The organism is Nonomuraea insulae, assembly GCF_042656245.1.
This window is the reverse complement of sequence record NZ_JBHSPA010000122.1, coordinates 1-17,141: the sequence shown is the minus strand read 5'-3', so window position 1 is coordinate 17,141 and position 17,141 is coordinate 1. Positions and strand designations below refer to the sequence as shown.

18 protein-coding genes are annotated in these 17,141 nt (G+C 69.2%); 11 read left to right on the top strand and 7 right to left on the bottom strand.

The window, feature by feature from the left end; translation table 11 throughout:
• The coding region (locus tag ACFPZ3_RS66830; RefSeq protein WP_379524733.1) for a helix-turn-helix domain-containing protein at nucleotides 1–381 on the bottom strand (381 nt) is incomplete at its 3' end.
• Between the two features lie 289 nt (nucleotides 382–670).
• Between ACFPZ3_RS66830 and ACFPZ3_RS66825 the strand changes: the two genes are divergently transcribed.
• From ACFPZ3_RS66825 to ACFPZ3_RS66800, 6 genes are all read left to right on the top strand, one after another.
• Entirely contained in the window at nucleotides 671–1,645 is a 975-nt protein-coding gene (locus ACFPZ3_RS66825; protein ID WP_379524732.1) for an aldo/keto reductase, read from the top strand.
• Nucleotides 1,646–1,670: 25 nt separating this feature from the next.
• A complete protein-coding gene (locus ACFPZ3_RS66820; protein WP_379524731.1) occupies nucleotides 1,671–2,705 on the top strand; it encodes a zinc-binding dehydrogenase in 1,035 nt (344 codons plus the stop codon).
• Between the two features lie 25 nt (nucleotides 2,706–2,730).
• Nucleotides 2,731–3,579 (top strand): aldo/keto reductase, encoded by an 849-nt coding sequence (locus ACFPZ3_RS66815; RefSeq protein WP_379524730.1) that lies wholly within the window; start codon nucleotides 2,731–2,733, stop codon nucleotides 3,577–3,579.
• A 103-nt stretch (nucleotides 3,580–3,682) separates the two neighbouring features.
• Nucleotides 3,683–4,381, top strand: coding sequence for a flavodoxin (locus ACFPZ3_RS66810; RefSeq protein ID WP_379524729.1), 699 nt, complete (start codon nucleotides 3,683–3,685; stop codon nucleotides 4,379–4,381).
• A 127-nt stretch (nucleotides 4,382–4,508) separates the two neighbouring features.
• On the top strand, nucleotides 4,509–6,248 hold the full coding sequence (locus ACFPZ3_RS66805; RefSeq protein WP_379524728.1) for an HAD-IIB family hydrolase: 1,740 nt from the start codon (nucleotides 4,509–4,511) through the stop codon (nucleotides 6,246–6,248).
• A gap of 69 nt (nucleotides 6,249–6,317) precedes the next feature.
• The gene (locus ACFPZ3_RS66800) at nucleotides 6,318–6,467 is read left to right on the top strand and encodes a hypothetical protein (RefSeq protein WP_379524727.1); all 150 of its coding nucleotides are present in this window, start codon (nucleotides 6,318–6,320) and stop codon (nucleotides 6,465–6,467) included.
• Nucleotides 6,468–6,903: 436 nt separating this feature from the next.
• On the opposite strand, the gene ACFPZ3_RS66795 is transcribed toward ACFPZ3_RS66800, so the two are convergent.
• Nucleotides 6,904–8,604, bottom strand: a complete 1,701-nt coding sequence (locus tag ACFPZ3_RS66795) for a substrate-binding domain-containing protein (RefSeq protein WP_379524726.1) — start codon at nucleotides 8,602–8,604, stop codon at nucleotides 6,904–6,906.
• Nucleotides 8,605–8,861: 257 nt separating this feature from the next.
• Between ACFPZ3_RS66795 and ACFPZ3_RS66790 the strand changes: the two genes are divergently transcribed.
• From ACFPZ3_RS66790 to ppk2, 3 genes are read left to right on the top strand one after another with little or no spacing between them, the layout of a single operon-like run.
• The gene (locus tag ACFPZ3_RS66790) at nucleotides 8,862–9,980 is read left to right on the top strand and encodes an inorganic phosphate transporter (RefSeq protein WP_379524725.1); all 1,119 of its coding nucleotides are present in this window, start codon (nucleotides 8,862–8,864) and stop codon (nucleotides 9,978–9,980) included.
• A gap of 16 nt (nucleotides 9,981–9,996) precedes the next feature.
• Nucleotides 9,997–10,230: a hypothetical protein gene (locus tag ACFPZ3_RS66785; RefSeq protein WP_379524724.1), complete on the top strand. Its 234-nt coding sequence runs from the start codon at nucleotides 9,997–9,999 to the stop codon at nucleotides 10,228–10,230.
• A gap of 35 nt (nucleotides 10,231–10,265) precedes the next feature.
• Nucleotides 10,266–11,156 (top strand): polyphosphate kinase 2, encoded by an 891-nt coding sequence (ppk2, locus tag ACFPZ3_RS66780; RefSeq protein ID WP_379524723.1) that lies wholly within the window; start codon nucleotides 10,266–10,268, stop codon nucleotides 11,154–11,156.
• A 43-nt stretch (nucleotides 11,157–11,199) separates the two neighbouring features.
• Here ppk2 and ACFPZ3_RS66775 read toward each other — a convergent pair whose 3' ends face one another.
• From ACFPZ3_RS66775 to ACFPZ3_RS66755, 5 genes are all read right to left on the bottom strand, one after another.
• The gene (locus tag ACFPZ3_RS66775) at nucleotides 11,200–11,331 is read right to left on the bottom strand and encodes a hypothetical protein (protein WP_379524722.1); all 132 of its coding nucleotides are present in this window, start codon (nucleotides 11,329–11,331) and stop codon (nucleotides 11,200–11,202) included.
• A gap of 319 nt (nucleotides 11,332–11,650) precedes the next feature.
• Nucleotides 11,651–12,199: an HXXEE domain-containing protein gene (locus tag ACFPZ3_RS66770; RefSeq protein ID WP_379524721.1), complete on the bottom strand. Its 549-nt coding sequence runs from the start codon at nucleotides 12,197–12,199 to the stop codon at nucleotides 11,651–11,653.
• A 168-nt stretch (nucleotides 12,200–12,367) separates the two neighbouring features.
• Nucleotides 12,368–13,411 carry a hypothetical protein gene (locus ACFPZ3_RS66765; RefSeq protein ID WP_379524720.1) on the bottom strand — a complete coding sequence of 348 codons (1,044 nt, stop codon included), beginning with the start codon at nucleotides 13,409–13,411 and terminating at the stop codon, nucleotides 12,368–12,370.
• Nucleotides 13,412–13,455: 44 nt separating this feature from the next.
• A complete protein-coding gene (locus ACFPZ3_RS66760; RefSeq protein WP_379524719.1) occupies nucleotides 13,456–14,724 on the bottom strand; it encodes an FAD-dependent oxidoreductase in 1,269 nt (422 codons plus the stop codon).
• 90 nt (nucleotides 14,725–14,814) lie between these two features.
• Entirely contained in the window at nucleotides 14,815–15,615 is an 801-nt protein-coding gene (locus ACFPZ3_RS66755; RefSeq protein WP_379524718.1) for a TetR/AcrR family transcriptional regulator, read from the bottom strand.
• Nucleotides 15,616–15,834: 219 nt separating this feature from the next.
• Between ACFPZ3_RS66755 and ACFPZ3_RS66750 the strand changes: the two genes are divergently transcribed.
• Both ACFPZ3_RS66750 and ACFPZ3_RS66745 read left to right on the top strand, forming a co-directional pair.
• Entirely contained in the window at nucleotides 15,835–16,683 is an 849-nt protein-coding gene (locus ACFPZ3_RS66750; RefSeq protein WP_379524717.1) for an SDR family NAD(P)-dependent oxidoreductase, read from the top strand.
• A 271-nt stretch (nucleotides 16,684–16,954) separates the two neighbouring features.
• The coding region (locus ACFPZ3_RS66745; RefSeq protein ID WP_379524716.1) for a hypothetical protein at nucleotides 16,955–17,141 on the top strand (187 nt) is incomplete at its 3' end.

Here is a 17,141-nt window from a genome sequence, read left to right as displayed (position 1 = left end):
CATCGTCTCCAGCAGCAGCTTCAGGTGGGGGCGCACGGTGCGGCTGGGCGGCGGCGGTGGTTCGGAGGCGTAGCGGGCGGCGCGGGCGGCCAGCTCGCGCAGGTGCTGATGCTCCTCGTCGTCGAGCTGAAGGGCACGGGCGAGGGCGTCGATCACCGACGGGCTGGGCCGGGTCTCCTTGCCCCGTTCCAGACGCACGTAGTAGTCGATGCTGATCCCGGACAGGGTGGCCAGCTCTTCCCTGCGCAGCCCAGGGGTTCGGCGCAGGCCTGTGCCGACGGACAAGCCCACCCGCTCGGGGCTGGTCTGCGTACGGCGGGCACGCAGGAACCGGCCCAGCTCCGTATCGCTGCTGCTGGTGGTGGTGCGCTGAGGTGCCATGCCTTCAGTCTCACACTGGTGCCGGCGTGCTCGGTGGCCAGGTGGGGGGCCGTGTCATTACCCCCGAACGTCACACCCCGGCACGACCCGCCCTGGCACCGAAGCCGGAACCACGCGAAAGTAGGTACCGGTAAAGAGCTATATGTCCGCTTTTGCGGAGAGCTGGCGACCACTCGGCCACCCCCGCCGGTATCGCACTCTGAGCAGATGAAATATTACAGAGAGTGACAATGGGTGAGGTGCGCTTCCTGCGTCCGCCCTTCACGACGTCATGGAACGGAGAAACCCGATGAAGCACATCCTTCTCGGCGACCTGGAGGTCTCCCGCATCGGTCTGGGCGCCATGGGCATGTCCCATGGCTACACCGGCTCCGGCACCGACGACGCCGAGTCCATCCGCACCATCCACCGGGCCCTGGAGCTGGGCGTCACTCTGATCGACACCGCCGAGATCTACGGCCCGTACATCAACGAGGAACTCCTCGGCAAAGCGCTCAAGGGCCGCCGCGAACAGGTGGTGATCGCCACCAAGTTCGGCCTGGTCTCCCATGCGGGGGACGGCCCCTGGAACCTCGACAGCAGCCCGGCCAACATCCGCACCGCGGTCGAGGGCTCGCTCAAGCGACTGGGCACGGACCACATCGACCTGTACTATCAGCACCGCGTCGACCCGAACACGCCCATCGAGGACACCATCAGCGCGGTGGCCGAGCTGGTGGAGCAGGGCAAGGTCCGCCACATCGGCCTGTCGGAGGCGTGGCTGGAGACCATCCGCCGCGCGCACGCGGTCCACCCGATCGCCGCGCTGCAGTCGGAGTACTCGCTGTGGACCCGCGATCAGGAGCAGGCGCTGCCGCTGCTGCGCGAGCTGGGCATCGGGCTCGTCGCCTACTCCCCGCTCGGCCACGGCTTCCTGACCGGGCAGATCCGCTCGGAAAGTGACTTCGGCCCCGATGACTTCCGGGCGACCAACCCCCGCTTCACCGGCGAGAACTTCCAGCGCAACCTCGCCCTCGCCGACGAGGTGCAGGCCATCGCCCACGAGGCCGGCGCCACGCCCGCGCAGGTCGCGATCGCCTGGTTGCTCAGCAAGGGCGACGACATCGCCCCCATCCCGGGCACCAAGCGCGTCAGCCGGGTGGAGGAGAACGTCGCCGCCGACGACCTCGAACTGACCGCCGAGCAGCTCGCCAAGCTCGACAGCCTGCCCCCGGCCGCCGGTGGCCACCACAACGAGACGCAGATGCAGATGATCGAACGCTGACCCGACGAATATCGAGGAGTACGTCATGAGAGCAGCCGTCATGTACGGCGCGGGCGACGTCCGCGTCGAGGATCGGCCCGATCCGAAGATTCAGCAGCCTGCCGACGCGATCGTCCGGGTCGTGCTGTCCTGCGTGTGCGGCAGCGACCTGTGGCCGTACGCGTCCATGCCCGCCACCGGGACCGGCCGCCCCATGGGACATGAGTTCCTCGGCGTCGTCGAGGAAACCGGCTCCGGCGTCGCGACCTTGCGGGCGGGCGACCTGGTCGTCACGCCGTTCACCTACTGCGACAACACCTGCGACTTCTGCCGCAAGGGCCTGCAGTCCTCCTGCCGCCACGGCGGCCGCTACGGTCTGGACGGCGTCGACGGCGGGCAGGGCGAAGCCGTCCGCGTCCCGGTGGCCGACGGGACCCTGGTCAAGCTTCCCGTCGAGGAGACCTCACCGCTGCTGCCGTCCCTGCTGACGCTGTCGGACGTGCTGTGCACCGGCCACCACGGCGCCGTCACCGCCGGGGTGAGCCGCGGCGATCGCGTCATGGTCATCGGCGACGGCGCGGTGGGCCTGTCCGCCGTGATCGCCGCCAGGCGCCTGGGCGCCGAGCAGATCATCCTCATGGGACGCCACACCGACCGGACCGATCTGGGCCGCGACTTCGGCGCCACCGACGTCGTCGCCGAACGCGGCGAGGAAGGCGCGGCCAAGGTGCGCGAGCTGACCGGCGGCGACGGCGCCGACCGTGTCATCGAAGCCGTCGGCACCCTGCAGAGCCTGCAGACCGCCCTCGGCGCCGTCATCGACGGCGGCACGATCAGCCGCCTGGGCGTGCCGCAGTACGAGCAGGGTCCCCTCGGCTTCGACCTGATCATGCGCAACATCACTTTGACCGGCGGGGCCGCCCCCGCCCGCGCCTACATCGAAGAGCTCATGCCCGACGTCCTGAACGGAACCATCGATCCGGGCCGGGTCTTCGACCGCACCGTGGGCCTCGCCGACGTCCCCGACGCCTACCGCGCCATGGCCGAGCGCCGAGCGCTCAAAGTCCTCATTCGTCCCTGAGCGGACATCCATGAAGGGAAGTCCCATGCGGACCGTCACCCTGAACAACGGCGTCGACATGCCGATCCTCGGCTTCGGCGTCTACCAGATCCCGGCAGAGCAGACGGAGCAGGCCGTCACCGACGCTCTGGCCGCCGGTTACCGGCTGCTGGACACCGCCGCCGCCTACCGCAACGAGGAGGCCGTCGGCCGCGCGATCAAGAGCAGCGGCATCGCGCGCGAGAACCTGTTCGTCACCACCAAGCTGTGGGTCCAGGACCCCGGCCAGGACAACACCAAGCGCGCTTTCGACGCCTCGTTGCGCAAGCTCGGCCTCGACTACCTCGACCTGTACCTGATCCACCAGCCCTTCGGCGACGTCTACAGCCAATGGCGCGCCATGCAGGACCTCCACCGCGAGGGCGGCATCCGAGCGATCGGCGTCTCCAACTTCTACCCCGACCGCCTCGTCGACCTCGTCGACCACAACGACGTCACACCCGCGGTGAACCAGATCGAGACCCACCCGTTCTTCCAGCGGACCGCCGACCAGGAGGTCATGCGCGAGCGCGGCATCCAGATCGAGTCGTGGGGCCCGTTCGCCGAGGGCCGCAACAACCTGTTCGCCCATCCGCTGCTGAGCGAGGTCGCCGGCGCGCACGGCAAGTCGGTGCCGCAGGTCGTGCTGCGCTGGCTCATCCAGCGAGGCGTCGTCGTGATCCCCAAGTCGGTCCGCCCCGATCGCATGGCACAGAACATCGACGTCTTCGACTTCGAACTCACCGATGACCAGATGGCCCGCATCGCCACCATGGACACGGGACGCTCGTTGTTCTTCGACCACCGAGATCCGGCCATGGTCCGCCAATTCGGACAGATGCGCGTCAGCGACTGACACGGCTGGAAGCGGGCTCCGCCGATGCGATTCCTGCGCCGCTCTGAGTGGTGGCCCGCCCGCGAGTTGCCCAGCCCCGCCCCTCACCACACCGGAGCATGTGATGACGAACCCCGGCGACGACCGCACCGCCGCGCTGGAACGGCGCTCGTTCCTGCGTAACACGTTCCTGGCTGGAGGGGCCGTGATGGCCGGCGTCCCGATCATCGGTTGCGCCTCCTCTCCGCCCGCCCGGTCTGGTTCGGCGCCGGCGGACCAGCCCGCCCGCTCCAGCCCGGCTGCCAAGTCCATTCTGCTGGCCTACTTCTCCCGGGCGGGCGAGAACTACTACTACGGAGGACGCCGGAACCTGCAGGTCGGCAACACCGAAGTGCTCGCCCGGATGATCAGCAGGCGCATCGACTGCGACGTCCACCGCATCGACCCCGCCGACCCCTACCCCGACGACTACGAGGAGACCGTCGCACGTAACGTGCGTGAACAAGACGCCGACGCTCGTCCGGCCATCGCGGGCCCGCTGCCCTCGATTGACCGTTATGACACGGTGCTGCTGGCCAGCCCCATCTGGAACGTCCGCGCGCCCATGATCATGACGACCTTCACCGAGACCCTCTCCTTCCGCGGCAAGACCGTCTTCCCCCTCACGACGTTCGCCATGAGCGGCCTGGGAAACACCGAACGCGACTACGCAGCCTCATGCCCGGGCGCGACCATCGCCGAAGGCCTTGCCGTGCGCGGCGAAGAAGTGAGCAGCGCCCAGTCCGAGGTCGACTCATGGCTTCGACGCGCCGGCCTTCGCTGAGCCCGGCCGTCGTACGTTTCGTGCCTCGCCCGCGCTGCTGCGAGTCCGCTCCGTGTGACCCCTGATGTTTGCCTGGTCTTCACCTGATACCGCCCTGGCCAGCGGCGGGCCGGGTAGGTGGCCGGGCATGCGATTTCACGTGCTGGCCTGCGACTACGACGGCACCCTGGCGAGCGGCGGCGTCATTGCCGACGACACCGTCCAGGCGCTGGAACGGCTGTCACGCGCGGGCGTCAAGCTGCTGCTGGTCACCGGCCGCGAGCTCGACGACCTGCTCGATGTCTGTCCGCAGATCGCCCTGTTCGACCTGGTGGTGGCCGAGAACGGCGGCCTGCTGTACGACCCGGCTCAGCGCGAGGCCGAGCCCCTGGCCGACCCGCCTCCGCCCGAACTGGTCGAACGCCTCCAGCGAGAGGGCGCCGAGCCGCTGGGCGTCGGCCGGGTGCTGATCGCCACCAGGCAGCCGCACGATGTCCAGGTGCTCGAGGCCATCCGCGACCTCGGCCTGGAACGGCAGGTGATCTACAACAAAGGTGCCGTCATGGTGCTGCCGCCCGGCGTGAACAAGGCCACCGGCCTGGCCGCCGCTCTGGACCGGCTGGATGCCTCACAGCACAGCGTGGTGGCGGTCGGCGACGCCGAGAACGACCACGCCTTCCTGACCGCCGCCGAGTGCGGCGCCGCCGTGGCCAACGCCCTGCCCGCCCTCAAGAAGGCCTGCGACCTGCGGCTGGAGGGCAGGAACGGCACCGGCGTGGCCGAGCTGGCCGCCCTGCTGCTGTCGGGTGAGCTGGATGCCGTCGAGGTGCCCCGCCACCACGTCCTGCTCGGCCGCCGTGGCGAGGAGGAGGTACGCCTGCCCCCGTACAGGGTCGGCCTGCTGGTGGCGGGACCGTCCGGGAGCGGCAAGTCCACCGTGACCACCGCACTGCTGGAACGCCTGGTCGCCGCTGCGTACCAGTGCGTGATCGTGGACCCGGAAGGCGACTACGCCGACTACCCGGACCTCACCGTGCTCGGCGACCCCGACCGGGTGCCCGGCATAGAGGAGGTGCTGAACGTGCTGCGCCAGCCCAGCCACAGCGTCGTGATCAACCTGATCGGGCTGCAACTACGCGACCGGCCCGCATACTTCGCCGAGCTGCTGCCCCGCCTGGCCAGCCTGCGCGCCGCGCTCGGCCACCCGCACTGGCTCATCCTGGACGAAACCCACCACCTGATGCCCGCCGAACTGCGCCAGATCCCGATCAACGAGGCTGCGGACGTCGGCTCGCTAGTCATGATCACCGTACATCCCGACGCGGTCAGCCCCGCCGCACTACGCCTGATGACCAGCGCGATCGCGGTCGGAGCCGGAGTCGCCGACACACTGGCGGCCATCGCCCAGGCTGACGGGCACGAGGCCCCGCACGTCGAATCCAATGCCTCAGCCGGCGAGACCGAGCGCGAGCCGGCGCTGTGGCCGGTCGGCTCGCCCACCGCGCAGGGCTTCACGCTGACGCCCGCCCGCGCCGAACGCACACGACACCGGCGCAAGTACGCGGCCGGGACCATGTCCAAGGACAAGAGCTTCTACTTCACCGGACCGGACGACCGGCTGCACCTGCGGGCCCGCAACCTGCACACGTTCGTCGAACTGGCCGAGGGCGTGGACGACGAGACCTGGCAGCACCACCTGAGCCGGGGAGACTATTCGGCGTGGATCCGCGACCGCCTGGGCGACGCCGAACTGGCCGAACAGGTGGCAGGACTGGAGAAGGACACGGCCGAGGACAGCAGGAGGCGCGTCGCCGACCTGATCAACGAGCGCTACACCCTGCCCGCCGAACCCACGGAGTTCGACCCCGACCACGACGACCACCCGTGACGCCCATCGGTCGCTCACCTCTTGCCGGACGGCCGTCGTGTGCTTTATGTGCGAGTACGAGGGAATGCGGTGGTCATAGACCTTCGGATCGGGATCGAGGCGATTCGGCTGTTGGATTCCACGCCCGGGTTGTGGATCGACGACAGCGATGATGACGACCCGGTGCTGATGCGCCCCGATGCCAGCGCGGTGGACACCTGGCGCGAGCTTTACCCCTAGCGACATCCGCAGCTCCGGCGTCGCGTCAGCGGGCGAGGCCGCCAGCGCGGCACGCAACCATCGCGCCGCCGCCGCGGGCGCGTTGACCAACCCAGACCCGCCAGGTCGCCCGTTCCGGCCTGCCACGACAGCAGCGCGCGCAACCCGTCAAGGTGCCCGGCCAACACGAAGATTCACTGCCCCCGCGTCCAGAAGACCGGACAGGTTGCTCAGTTCGGCTGCTCGGCCGACCAATGGACGCCGGGTGTCGAAGATGACGTTGTGGTCTTGCCGTTCACAGTGAGGTCTTGGCGCGTGTGGTCGATGACCTCGTCGGCGCCGAGCGATCTGTCGAGGTCGACGTTTCTTGTGCTGCACGCCGTGTGCGCGTCGGCCCCGCATGGGTCGAGGCCGTGACCATTGGCACGTCGCCGGAGAAAGGCGTACGCCTTGGAAGTCAGCGTAGGACGCAGGGCTCCAGCAGGCCCTCTTTCGTGGTGCAGGGCCGGAATCCCGCTTCGCTGAGTCGTAGTTGGGCGCGTTCGTGCGTACGGGCGAACTGCAGGAAATCGGCGGTGAGGGAGCCCGGTTTCGGCTGCGTTCTGGTGTAGAGGTACTCCACGGTCCAGAACGGGTAGTCGGACTCCACCACGGTGGAGGCGTCGAACACATTGCCGTCCAGCGCCAGTGCGGTGATGCTGCCCGCCCGGCGCGCGTCCCGGACCGACGGCGCGTCCGCGTAGCCGATCGCGCCCGGTATGGCGGCGATCTGGCGGATGATCTCGGCGTTGTCGTCGCGTTCGCAGCGGATCACGGGCGCACTGCGGTTGCGGTCCTTCTGGCGGCATTCGTCGGAGGAGAGCATGTTCTCGCCCGTGCCGAGGACCTGGTGCTCGAACAGTTGCCGGGTGCCGGAGTTCTGGTTGCGGCTGATGATCCGGATCGGCAGCGATTGCTTGCCCCGTACCTGCTTCCAGTCCGTCCAGACGCCGTTGTTGATCTTGCGTAGGTCGTCGACGCCTATGGTGGTCAGCCCGACCCCGGTGTTGACCACCACGAAGTAGACGACGATGGCCAGCCGCTCGCCGTGCAACTGGTCGTGGTAGTTGCTCTTGCCGTCCGACAGCGCGAGGAGCCCGCCGGAGTCGGCGGCGCTGGATTCCAGGACGGTACGCACTCCTCCCAGGGAGCCGTTCGGCTTGGTGGTGATCCGGGCGTCGCCGCACGTTCTCATGTACTCGTCGGCGATGGTCTTCATCGTCGCCATCAGTACGCTGGATCCCTCGACGCGCAGCGTGCCGGAAGCGCAGGCAATGGAGCGATCCGGGGGCTGGACGAGCTGACTTGCGATGAGCAGGGCGCTCAGCACGGCGACCAGCGCGATGCTGACCCGGGGGAGGGTGATCCGGCGAGTCTGTCCCTCGTCTTTGATCATTCCGGCGTCCTTGAGCTTGCCGGTGTGCCGGACGATCTTGGTGATGTCTCCCTCTCCCGGGGCGGACTCGCGCAGGACCACGACGAGTTTGGCCTTCTCGCCGCGTTTCAACGTCAGTTCGGCCAGCCGTACGCCGTGCCAGGTCGGCTCGGGGAGATCCTGGCCCTGGCCCTGGGGACCGCCGAGCCGGCGGGCGAGCCGGTCGATGAGTCGTTGCCGGACGGTGAGCAGGTTGTCACGGGCGGGCTTGTTCTCGTCGGGAAAGAAGCGCAGCCCTTCGCGCAGCCGCTGGCGCAGCTCGCCGGTGCTGGCGTCCGACACGCGGGCGTTCCATACCAGCCGTCCGCCGAAGGTGAACGACAGCGGCTTGTCGAAGTCGTCGGGGTCGATGTCATAGCTGCCGCTGTTGCGCAGCCGGATGACGACGATGCTCATCCGCTCCAGCAACTGCGCCACCTGGTGAAGCCCCGGCGGCCCCGTTTCGGTGGGATCGCTGCCATCGCTCAGCCGCTCCGGGCCGACGCCGATCTTGGAGTTGTACAGCACCCGGAAGCTGATCCGCTTGCGTCGCAAAACCAGCCGGTCGACGAAAGGCGCCACCAGCAGCAGCGCGATCCCGAACAGGACCGGCCCCACGCCCCCGAGAAAGTTCACCAGCTGCCCCAGCAGCTCCAGCACGGCCACCGCGACGCCCCCTCTGCGCCCGTGGATAAACCAGTTCAATTCTCGCCTTGTCGGGACATGTGGGCCTGGGGGCACGAAGCGTTCACGGGGAATTCGACTACCGGAAACCGTGGTCCGGGATTCGTCCAGTTCCTTGGGACCGTATCGTGCCAGGGTTCCGCAATCGGGGCCGGACGTGGCATGTGGGAGATATATGCGAATATGACGGCTTTGTTAGTTTTTGTCCGCTGAAAGTTCATGGCTTGTTCAACACGAGCCTCTAACCTCTTGCTGACGTCGAGACGATGGGCGGCGGTATGGAACAAGTGACGTTTCTGGTCGTTGTCGTGGTCATCACGGCGCTGGCCTTCGACTTCACCAACGGATTCCATGACACGGCCAACGCGATGGCCACCTCCATCGCGACCGGTGCGCTGCGTCCGAAGGTGGCTGTGGCGATCTCGGCGGTGCTGAACCTGGGGGGCGCATTCTTGTCGGTGGAGGTGGCCAAGACGATCTCCGGCGGGATCGTGGACGACAAGCTGGTGACTCCGCCGATGGTGTTCGCCGGGCTGATCGGCGCGATCTTGTGGAATCTGCTCACCTGGCTGCTGGGGCTGCCGTCCAGCTCGTCGCACGCGTTGTTCGGCGGGCTGATCGGGGCGGTCTGGGTCGGCGCGGGGATGCAGGGGGTGCACTTCGGAACGGTGCTGCAGAAGATCCTGATCCCGGCCGTCGCTTCGCCGTTGATCGCCGGGTTCGTCGCGATGACGGCCACGTTCCTGGCGTACACGATCACCGCCCGGGCGCGGCACGACTCGGTGACGCGCACGTTCCGGTTCGGGCAGATCGTCTCGGCGTCGCTGGTGTCGCTGGCGCACGGCACGAACGACGCGCAGAAGACGATGGGCGTGATCACGCTGACACTGATCTCGACCGGGGCGCTGGCCTCAGGTGCGAGCCCGCCGTTGTGGGTGATCGCGGCGGCCGGCCTGGCCATCGCGGCGGGCACCTATCTGGGCGGCTGGCGGATCATCCGCACCATGGGCAAGGGCATCACCGAGATCGAGTCGCCGCAGGGCTTCGCTGCCGAGGCGAGCGCGACGACGGTGATCTTGGCCTCCTCTCATCTTGGGTTCGCGCTGTCGACCACGCAGGTGGTCTCGGGCGCGATCCTGGGCACCGGGGTGGGGCGCCGGTTGGCGCGGGTGCGCTGGGGTGTGGCCGGGCGGATGGCGCTGGCCTGGCTGTTCACCCTGCCCGCGGCCGGGGCGGTGGGTGCGGTCGTGGCCGCCGTGGCCACCACCGGCACGCTCGGCGTGACCATCGCCGCGCTGGTGGCGATCGCCGCCGCGGCCGGCCTGTATGCGGCCAGTCGCCGTGACCCGATCCATGCCGGCAACGTCAACGACGTGCCGGTGCCCGCCAGCGTCTGAGCCGGGAGAAGCATCGATGGACATCAAATGGGCCGCCCTCGGCCAGGTCTTTGTTGTCAGCCTGGCCGTCAGCGTGGTCGTCGTGCTGGTCTTCTCGCTCGGAGTGCTGGCTCTTTCGGCCCGCCAGCACGCCCAGGAGCAGAGGACCGGCGCCGGGACCGGCGGGCTGGCCGCCGCGGTGCTGTGTTTCGCCGCCTGCGCGGCGGTGGTGCTGTACGGGATCTACCTGATCGTCCCGCAGTTCCACTGATCGGTGTTGATGGAGATGGAGGCAGAGCGATTGTCATGAACTACGCTTCGCTGCTGGACTCGACCCCTGGCTTGGTGGTGGACGACAGTGACGACGACGATCCGGTCCTGTTGCGGCCCGACGGCACGCGGGTGGACACGTGGCGTGAGCACTATCCGTACCCTGAGCGGTTGGATCGGGGCGAGTACGACCAGTTCAAGCGGCTGTTGCAGATCGAGCTGCTCAAGCTGCAGTACTGGGTCAAGGCGAACGGGCAGCGTCTGGTGGTCTTGTTCGAGGGTCGGGACGCGGCGGGCAAGGGCGGCACGATCAAGCGGTTCATGGAGCATCTCAACCCGCGCGGCGCGACCGTGGTGGCGCTGGAGAAGCCGTCGGAGCGTGAGCGCACTCAGTGGTATCTGCAGCGTTACATCGCCCATCTGCCGGCGGCGGGGGAGATGGTGATGTTCGACCGCTCCTGGTACAACCGGGCCGGGGTGGAGCGGGTGATGGGTTTTTGCACCGAGGCGGAGTGCCGGGAGTTCATGCTGCAGGCGCCGCAGTTCGAGCGGGCCCTAGTACGCGACGGCATCCATCTGATCAAGTTGTGGTTCTCGGTGACGCGTTCGGAGCAGCGCACCCGGTTCATCATCCGGCAGGTGGACCCGGTGCGGCAGTGGAAGTTGTCGCCGATGGATCTGGCCTCGCTCGACAAATGGGATGAGTACACCGCCGCCAAGGAGGACATGTTCCTCAACACCGACATCCTCGAGGCCCCGTGGACGGTGATCAAGAGCAACGACAAGAAGCGGGGCCGGGTGGAGGCGATGCGGCACGTGCTGAGCCTGTTCGACTACGACAACAAGGACCACGAGGTTGTCGGCGCGCCTGACCCGCTCATCGTCCGGTCCGCCTCCGACATCTACGACGAGGACCACACCGCGTGAATCTCGCCCTGTCCCGGCAGGGCTCGTACCGGGGCAAGGCGGGTCACGTGCTGAGCGCGTTCAGGAGTTTGGGCTTGGTGCTCTTCCTCCAGATCGGCGCGAGATCGCGGTAGGCGTCGGCGGCCTCGTGACGCTCGTCGCCGAGCAGCAGGCCGAGAGTGAAGGCGTCGGCCACTGTCAGGCGGGGACGGGCTGCGAGTGGGGTGAGCTGGTCCTGAGAGCCCGGCGCGGGGCCGAGGCGGCGGGCCGGTTGGGGCGGCCCGCCCGTTCCCCGGCTCAGTCGCCGTAGGTGTCGGCCCTCCTGCGTTCTCGGCATCAGTGTCGGCGGGGACAGCCGGAACCATGGCGGGGGTGGCGGTGGAGGCGAGGGCGAAGCGGCGGGGCTGCTCACAGGACGGCGGCACGTCGCGGCCGGGCAGGCGGTGCCGCTGCATCCCGTCGAGCGGCAGGTCACCATCGTGCGCGACTACGTCCTGGCCGGGCGGGCGTTCTCCTCACTGCACGAGCTGGACGAGGCGTTCCTGGCCTGGGTGCCGCTGCGCCGCCGCCGGGTTCACGGCACCCATGGGGAAGTGATCGGCGTGGGCGTGGGCGTGGATGATGGTGAACAGCGACAGCGGCAGCAGCACCAGCCCGGCGGTGGCGAGGCCGGGCGAGTAGAAGCGCTTCAGCCCGAACATCTTGATCGCGGCAGTGTGCGCGACGGCTTCGAGGATGCCGAGCATCATCGGGGCGATGGCCAGGAAGGCCACGTTCGGCAGGAACAGCGGCACGAAGGCCACGACCAAGACGTACGTGGCGGTGATGATCTCGCCGAAGTGAGGGCTGCGGGCGGTGAAGCCCAGCTTGTCGGTGATCATGGCGGCGAAGCCGCCGGGGAAGCGGCCCTCCTCCCACAGGTGCAGGACCAGCGCGAAGGCGAAGAGGCCGGCCATCTGTTGCAGGACGGTGAGCGAGGACCAGCTCACCAGGGTGTAGATGAGGGCTGCGGCGCTGAGCGCGGTCAGCAGGTACAGGTTGTTGCGGGCGATGAAATTTTTCATCAGCGGGCTCCTGCGGTTGGTTTTGCCTGGGTGGCGTCTCGTGCCGAGGTCTGGGGAGGCCGTCGGCCGTCCGCGTTCGTGGTCGCAGCGCGGATCGGGCTCCACGGGGGCATGGCTTGAGTGGCATGAGAGGTCGTGGCACGCCCGAGTGAACCGCTGGTCGGGGGCTCAGGCTGCGGCCGGTGCGAGTGCTTCGGGGTGGGGGCGGCGGGTGGTGCGGCGGTCGGCGATGAGGCTGAGCAGCAGCCCGGCCAGCGCCCACAGGCCGAGGGTGAGGGCGGGGGCGCCGGCGCCGGTGCCGTCGAAGAAGCTGATGGCGCGCACCAGGCTGCCGGAGGCGCCGGGCGGCAGGAGCTGGCCGAGGGTGGCCCAGCCGGTGGGCAGCCAGTGCGGGCCGGCCATGCCGGACAGCGGGTTGCCGATGAGCATCATCACCGCGGCGCCGGCGCCGAGACCGGCGAAGCCGAGCAGGGATTCCAGCCCGAGGAACGGGATGGACAGGGCGGCCATGCCCAGCGAAAGGCCGAGCGCGGTGAGCCAGTAGTCGCCGTGCAGGGAGCCGAACCCGTACTGCAGGACGGCGGCGACGGAGGCTCCGGCGACCAGGGCGAACAGGATCGCGCCGGTCAGGCGGCGGCGCAGGTTGGCATGGCCGGGGAACAGGCGCAGCAGCACGATGGCGGGCATGATGCCGCCGAAGATCAGGGGCAGGCCGCTGGCGGTGAAACCGGCGCCGCGCGGGTCGTCGGCGGGGAAGGGCACCACGTCGGAGACGGTGGCCTTGCTCTGCTGCCGGGCGGCCATGCCGCTGCCCAGGGCGGTGATCGCCGCGCTGGCCTGCTGGCCGCCCGCGCTGGCGGTGTAGACGGTGATGCCGCCGGCGCCGAGGGCGAGCCCGCCGGAGATGTCGCGCTGCTTGATCGCTGCCTGCAAGGCTTGCGGGTCGGGATAAAGCTTGACGTCCCAGGCGTCGGCGTCCAGACCCTTCTGCAGGGCTTGGGTGGCCGGCTGCGGTCCGGCCAGGCCGAGGGGTACGTGGTTCGGGCCGCCCTTGACCGACGGCAGCGCGAACGCGCACAGCATCACCACGACCACGGCGGTCAGCCCGATGATGACGCCGAGCAGCATGCGGACGGCGGTGGCGGGCGACGGGCCGGCCAGGGCACCGGCGTTGGGGGCGGGGGCTGGGCGGGTTTCGTGTTTCGGGGGCATGGGGGCGTTTCCTGTCTTTCAGTTCGTGTTAGAGCGGGTGGGGGTCAGGGTGCTCTGTGGATGGGGCGGGGATCTTCCGGCGCTCGGCGGGCCAGGAGCGGGGCGTGCTCGGGGCGGATGCCGACGCCGATGAGGCGGGCGGGCACGCCGGCCAGCCACGGGACAGCTTTGATCAGCTTCACCAGCGCCGCCAGCAGGGCCTTGGACGGGGCTGGGCTCGTGCCGCCGAGCATCGGCCTCATCAGCGCTCGGTGCATGATGCGTTGCATGGTCTGGGTGACCACGGTGGGCAGCAGGCGCCGGCGGCGGACGGCATCCAGGTCGCGGTCGGTGAGGCGGTGCCGCCGGATGGGTTTGGCCAGCAGCGTGGCGGCGGCCACGGCGTCCTGGACGGCCAGGTTGATGCCCACGCCGCCGGCGGGGGACATGGCGTGGGCGGCGTCGCCGATGCACAGCAGGCCGGGCCGGTGCCAGCGGCGCAGCCGGTTCAGCCGCACGTCCAGCACCTGCACGTCGTCGAAGGAGGCGAGAGTGTCGAGCACGCCGGCGGCTTCGGGGACGGCGGCGGCCAGCTCGCGGCGGAAGGCGTCCAGGCCGCGCTCGCGCAGGCGGGCGTCGGCGCCCTTGGGGATGAAGTGGGCGACCTGCAGGTAGCCTTCGCGCGGAATCAGCCCGAAGGCCTTGCCGTCCTTGATCCGGGGCAGCAGTGAGCCGCCGAGACCGGGCGCGGCGGGCAGCTTGAACCACCACACGTCGAAGTTCACCGGCCACTCCCGGACCTGCAGGCCGGCCGCCTGGCGGGCCAGGGACCAGCGGCCGTCGCAGGCGATGGTCAGGTCGGCCCGCAGGTCGCCGAAGCCGTCGCGGTCGTGGTAGCGCACGCCGGTGACGCGGTCGCCGTCCTGCAGCAGGCCGACCACCTCGGTGCTCATCCGCAGCGTGAACGCGGGCTCGTGGCGGACGGCCTCGGCCAGCAGGGTGAGCAGGTCCCACTGCGGCACCATCGCGATGTAGGGGTGGGCCAGTTTCAGGCGGCTGAAGTCGGCGATGGTGACCTGGCCGCCGTCCGGAAGGGGAAGGGTCAGGCGCTCCAGCCGGGTCTGCGGCAGGGCGGCGAAGCGTTCGCCGAGGCCGAGTTCGTCCAGCAATTGCAGGGTGGTGGGGTGCACGGTGTCGCCGCGGAAGTCGCGCAGGAAGTCGGCGTGCTTCTCCAGCACGCTCACGCTCACGCCCTGGCGGGCCAATAGCAGGCCGAGCACCATCCCGGCCGGGCCGCCGCCGATGATCGCGCACGTCGTGCTCTGGTTCCTCATCGTGTTCTCCTTCCTCGCCGGGTGGTCATCTGCGACCTTCGTCCGCACACATCGGCGGTTGCCCGCCACTCCTGCCGGGTGAAGCCGTGGCTAGGTCACGGCGACGGCGCGCAGGAACGACTCGGTGAACACCGCGCAGGTCTCCTCCACGCCGGGCAGGTCGAAGCCGGACACCTGGCCGGCGGCCGGCCGGGTCACGAAGTGCATCAGGGCGGGGGCGATCATCTGCTGGATCAGCAGCGGCAGCGGCTGGACGCGGATGCGTCCGGCGGCCATCTCCTCGCTCAGCCACTGGCCCAGCCCGGCGAGCATGCGGGGCGCGAAGTGCTGCAGCAGGCCCTGCAGGGCGGGGTCACCTGGGCGGGCCAGCGCCTCGGCGAGCATGGCCGGCATCACCCGCGGCTGGCGGGCCAGCGCCTCGGCCAGCAGGCGGTAGATCCGGCCGACCGTCTCGCCCAGGTCGGCGTGCGGGCCGGCGATGATCTTCTCCACGTCCAGAAGCGGGCTGTAGGTCTCGAAGATGGCCCGCAGCAGCTCATCACGCCCGCCGAACGCGCCGTACAGGCTGTGCACCGAGCACTGGGCGGAGCCGGCGACCAGCTCCAGGGTGAACGCGGCCAGCCCGTGCTCGCCGATCAGGTGCGCGCCGGCCTCGATCGCGCGCTCACGCACCGGGCGCTGCCCGCCGGGGTCCACCCCGGCCGCGCGCACGGCCTCGTCCAGGGCCTGGCGGGAGCCGCCGATCCGGCGCAGCAGGGTGCTGCGGGAGACGCCGGCCTCGCGGGCGATGGCCAGCACGGGCACGTCGCCCACGTCCTTGCCCAAGCGTTCGGCGGCCCGCAGGGCGGCCTGCACGACGTCGACGGGGATGCGGCGGCTGGTGTCCGGCACGTCGAAGCTCCTTCGTCCATCTGCACCACTCATTGACACGAGACCCAACATAGCATGTAGTACTGTTTCAACAAGTGATGGATTACGGTTGTGGTGCCCGCTCCGCTCCGGTGCGGTCGGTCGCGGAGTTCGCGGTGAGCTCACTGCGCCGGGGGCAGGTAACACGCGATCACGTCACGGCTCGTCACGACACGTCACCTGAAGGCGAAAGGGCCTGCGATGAGACTCGAGAACAAAGTCGCTCTGATCACCGGCGGCACCGGCGGGATGGGCCGGGCATCGGCCCGGCTGTTCGCCAAGGAGGGGGCGGCCGTCGTCATCGCGGCTCGGCGTGAGGAGCGCGGGCTGGCGCTGGTCAAGGAGATCACCGAGGCGGGCGGCCGGGCGCATTACGTGCACCTGGAGGTGACGGAGCAGGAGCAGTGGGCCGAGGCCGTCCGCCAGACGAAGGAGACCTTCGGCGGCCTGCACATCCTGATGAACATCGTCGGCAGCAACGACCTGACCGTGATTCCGGACGTCGACCTGGACAAGTGGAACGAGATCTTCGAGGTCAACGTCACCTCGATCCTGGCGGGCATCCAGACGTGCGCGCCGCTGATGCGGGACTCCGGCGGCGGCTCCATCGTCAACATCGGCTCGGTCGCCGGCCTCACCGGGACCTTCTCAGCCGCCTACTCCGCCTCCAAGTGGGCGCTGGAGGGATTGTCGAGGTCGGCGGCCTACACGCTGGCCGACTGGGGCATCCGCTGCAACATCATCCAGCCCGGATTCATCGACACCGACATGACCGCGGCCATGAAATCCAACCCCGTGACGCGCAAGGTGGCGGAGAAGACCATGAACAACACCATCCTGCTGCGGCGCAGCGGCAAAGCCGACGAGATCGCCTACACCGCGCTGTTCCTGGCCAGCGACGAATCGTCCTACATCACCGGGACCGACATCGTGGTCGACGGCGGCTGGTTCACCGCCGCCCCGTATCTCGGCAACGAGAGATCACACCACATGCTGGACCTGATGAAGAAGAAGGAAGGCATCCAGAACTTCTTCAAGCGCACCAAGTAATCCCGGCAACGAGCCCTGCCGGCAGGTCCGCGCACGGCCGACCAGGCCACCAACCGGCTGATGCACGGCGCGGCTACGGGCCGCGCCCGGCCGCAAGGCCCCCGGTGCTCACCGCTCAGATACGCGCCGGTCTCGACCGCATGTTCGCGTAGCAATCGCTTTCGCGCAGCGCTCGCTGCGCGAACACGCGACGTCCCTGACCGCAAGGAGAATCCCGATCGTGGCACTTCCTGCCGGGTGAGCATCGTCTCCTCCGACCACGAAATCGAGGTTGACGGTGCACAGTAGCCCCGACAGCAGCCCCAACGTCAGTCCCGACGTCGGGCGCAGGTCTGCCCTTGACGCCCGCCGTCCCGTCGCTGAACGGCGACGCCGCGGCGGCCGGTGGGTGCGGCGTTCGGCCGTGGCGGCCGTGCTGGCCCTGCTCGCCGTCGAGCTGGTGCTCGGCTGCGACGCGC

What these genes read in the sequence shown, in the direction of transcription:
- ACFPZ3_RS66825 (WP_379524732.1), top strand. Translation starts at nt 671, where the DNA reads ATGAAGCACATCCTTCTCGGCGACCTGGAGGTCTCCCGCATCGGTCTG.
- ACFPZ3_RS66820 (WP_379524731.1), top strand. Translation starts at nt 1,671, where the DNA reads ATGAGAGCAGCCGTCATGTACGGCGCGGGCGACGTCCGCGTCGAGGAT.
- ACFPZ3_RS66815 (WP_379524730.1), top strand. Translation starts at nt 2,731, where the DNA reads ATGCGGACCGTCACCCTGAACAACGGCGTCGACATGCCGATCCTCGGC.
- ACFPZ3_RS66810 (WP_379524729.1), top strand. Translation starts at nt 3,683, where the DNA reads ATGACGAACCCCGGCGACGACCGCACCGCCGCGCTGGAACGGCGCTCG.
- ACFPZ3_RS66805 (WP_379524728.1), top strand. Translation starts at nt 4,509, where the DNA reads ATGCGATTTCACGTGCTGGCCTGCGACTACGACGGCACCCTGGCGAGC.
- ACFPZ3_RS66790 (WP_379524725.1), top strand. Translation starts at nt 8,862, where the DNA reads ATGGAACAAGTGACGTTTCTGGTCGTTGTCGTGGTCATCACGGCGCTG.
- ACFPZ3_RS66785 (WP_379524724.1), top strand. Translation starts at nt 9,997, where the DNA reads ATGGACATCAAATGGGCCGCCCTCGGCCAGGTCTTTGTTGTCAGCCTG.
- ppk2 (WP_379524723.1), top strand. Translation starts at nt 10,266, where the DNA reads ATGAACTACGCTTCGCTGCTGGACTCGACCCCTGGCTTGGTGGTGGAC.
- ACFPZ3_RS66770 (WP_379524721.1), bottom strand. Translation starts at nt 12,199, where the DNA reads ATGAAAAATTTCATCGCCCGCAACAACCTGTACCTGCTGACCGCGCTC.
- ACFPZ3_RS66765 (WP_379524720.1), bottom strand. Translation starts at nt 13,411, where the DNA reads ATGCCCCCGAAACACGAAACCCGCCCAGCCCCCGCCCCCAACGCCGGT.
- ACFPZ3_RS66760 (WP_379524719.1), bottom strand. Translation starts at nt 14,724, where the DNA reads ATGAGGAACCAGAGCACGACGTGCGCGATCATCGGCGGCGGCCCGGCC.
- ACFPZ3_RS66750 (WP_379524717.1), top strand. Translation starts at nt 15,835, where the DNA reads ATGAGACTCGAGAACAAAGTCGCTCTGATCACCGGCGGCACCGGCGGG.